The organism is Pseudaeromonas pectinilytica (assembly GCF_054780855.1).
Genome location: NZ_BAAGVN010000243.1, coordinates 1 through 2553 on the forward strand (window position 1 = coordinate 1; position 2553 = coordinate 2553).

At 52.1% G+C, this 2553-nt stretch carries 3 protein-coding genes; all 3 read left to right on the forward strand.

What is annotated here, in order from left to right; translation table 11 throughout:
* Positions 1–431 precede the first annotated feature (431 nt).
* The 3 genes from ACYVG7_RS10600 to ACYVG7_RS10610 all read left to right on the forward strand — a co-directional run bounded on the left by ACYVG7_RS10600 (position 432) and on the right by ACYVG7_RS10610 (position 2496).
* Complete coding sequence (locus ACYVG7_RS10600; RefSeq protein WP_460883082.1) at positions 432–641, forward strand: hypothetical protein; 210 nt, start codon at positions 432–434, stop codon at positions 639–641.
* Between the two features lie 167 nt (positions 642–808).
* Positions 809–2089: a putative glycoside hydrolase gene (locus ACYVG7_RS10605; protein ID WP_460883083.1), complete on the forward strand. Its 1281-nt coding sequence runs from the start codon at positions 809–811 to the stop codon at positions 2087–2089.
* A gap of 59 nt (positions 2090–2148) precedes the next feature.
* Positions 2149–2496 carry a carbohydrate porin gene (locus tag ACYVG7_RS10610; protein WP_460883084.1) on the forward strand — a complete coding sequence of 116 codons (348 nt, stop codon included), beginning with the start codon at positions 2149–2151 and terminating at the stop codon, positions 2494–2496.
* Positions 2497–2553: the final 57 nt, after the last annotated feature.

Genomic DNA, 2553 nt, shown 5'->3' on the forward strand with positions numbered 1-2553 from the left:
CTTCCTGGATCATGCCGCCCCGTTCCCCGGTAATGGACATGGGCTTATGCAACTGGAGCGAAATTAGGATCAGCTATTTAGATATGCCAATGTGATGCCCAGTAGCCCACAACATGCTGGTATGAATCTCAAGCGAGCCCCCTGCTGGTGCACAGAAAATAGTGAAAGCGATTTCGTCATCTAAATCGTGGGTCATCTTATAAATCATATCCATCAATAGACAAGTTCGATTCATCAAAGCGCCGTCCACGCGGCGGTCTTTCCACATGACTGTGATGGGGCTCGCTTCTTTGCCCGGAGGCTCCCTCTGCTCAGAAATCCGCTCGTCCGAGCGGTGTGCTATTTCCGTACAACTTTAGCTCTATTATCTGAAATCGATGCCATATTTGTCTGGGGGCTTATCTGGCCTCCTGCCGTGCCTGGAATGTGAAATGGGGCTTCGTCTGTGGCTTGTTTTGGTGAACCGCAACCACGAGGCTGCTGTTGACGGCTCGAATCAATGCTGGGAAATACAACTTTTATATCTATATGAATATAAAGGATTAATGTATTTTGCGTCAGCCGGTGTCGATAGGGGCTGTCTGGATGCAGGCAGAGATAGCGGCCATGCATCGCATCAGGTTCTGGCGATAGTTTTGTGATTGTTAGCACGAATCGCGATCAATTCAATGGATAAACATTGCTTTGGAAATCGATTTCAAGAGAATCGACACACCATCGTTTTTCGTGGCATCGATTTCAAGTTTGTGGTTTGAGATGCGCTGCCCACCGCGATGAGACAATTTCCCCATTGATTGGAGTGGTCAATATGAATGCAACAAAGAAAGGACTTTTGGCGTCACTGATCGCCGCAACCCTGCTCGGCGGCTGTGGCGGTGCAGAGGACATTCCGGCGAACAATGGTGGTGTGACACCGCCGGATAACGGCGGTGGCGATAGCTCCTTGCTGTTGTTCGGGGTTGGCGCTACTGCCTCCACCACCCCTCGAATTCAATCCGAAAAGGATAACTGGGATGTTCAGGCCGTTACGGCCACGCCGGTTGATTTGACCAGTATCAGCGCCGTTCTGATCAACAACGCCGGTAGCAATGACACCGCAGATGTCCAGGTGAAGGGTAATGGGGATGGCACGTTTATGCTCAAATCCGATGCCCCATTGAACCTGAGCAAGTACGCGTCCGGTTTCATTGAATTCCAGCTGCGTGCCAAGAGCCCGGTACCGGAAGTGCTGAATGCCTCCATCGACAACGAGTACCCCAACCGCAGCAGTCTGCCGATTGCCAGCGCGGTGAAAGGCGGCGGTAATTGGGAAACGCTGACCCTGCCCATCAACTGCATGAAGCCATTCTCTGGCGCTACCGCGATCAATCTGGCCTCCGTCGGTACGCCGTTCCATCTGGCGAGCAAAGAAGCATTTGATTACGAAATTACCAATGTGAAGTACAAGCTGACCACCACCGAAACATCGGTTGTTGATCCTGTGACTTGTGAAGCGGCGGGTGGTGGCAACCCGGACACGGGCGGTGATACGGGCTCAGGTGTCAACCAAGCCCCGGCGCTGGCCGCCACGGATGCCGCTCTCTATTACTCCGGCGATAAGAGTCTGGCGACCGATATCAGCGCCGATTATCCCATGAATGGCTTTGGTGGCGCCCTGGCGGATGCCGAGCAAATCGTCACTGCGGATTTTCCGGGCAATGGCGGCGTGTTTCTGGGCACCGATAGCGCGAACAGCGATCTCTCGGCCTACCAGGCGGGTGCCATGACTCTGGATGTGAAAGTGACCAGCTACGGTGCCTCACCGAATATCCAGATCCGTATGGATGGTACTGCGGGTCCGGATTACGGCACCTTCTTCACCATGGATAGCACTAAGGTTCCGGCCGATGACAGCTGGTATCGCTGCACCTTGCCCGTCGCCTCGTTGGTTCCGGCGGCCAATACCAATTCGGTGCAAAAAGCCCTGTATATGGCAGGGGCCTGGGATTCGATGGCGGGACTTAAATTCGCCTTCACCAACGTGGCTTTAAAATCAGTAGTCCCTGCCGACTTTGATGCTAATTCGCCTTGCCAAAAAATCGCTCTTTAAGCTGAAACTCGGCCCATTGCCGAGGGCCGAAATAATATTGATATCTCGTGGAGTATAAAATGAAATTGAAATCTGCAGCCTTATTGGTAGGCGCCTGCTGTGGCTTTGCATTGCCGATTATGGCACAAGCCTCTGAAACCATAGGGTTCCATGGCTATATTCGCGCTGGATCCCTGTTTGATGCCAAGGATAATTTTTCCAAGGCTGGTTATGCCTATGAAATGGATAAATCCATGGGCCGTCTGGGAGCCGAAGTTGATAATAGCTGGGAAGCTGGCTTAAATAAGTTGTGGGATTTAGGTAGCGGTAAAACCGTCGATATTCACTTCAAAGTGGAATCCGATGGTGATGGTTTGCAAACCCGAGCCGCACCCCGTGAAACCCAGGGCGGGAGCACACTTTGTTGATCTTTTAACCAAAGAATAACTGAGCCCGATAGTCGTCATTCCAGCCGGCTCTTTTTA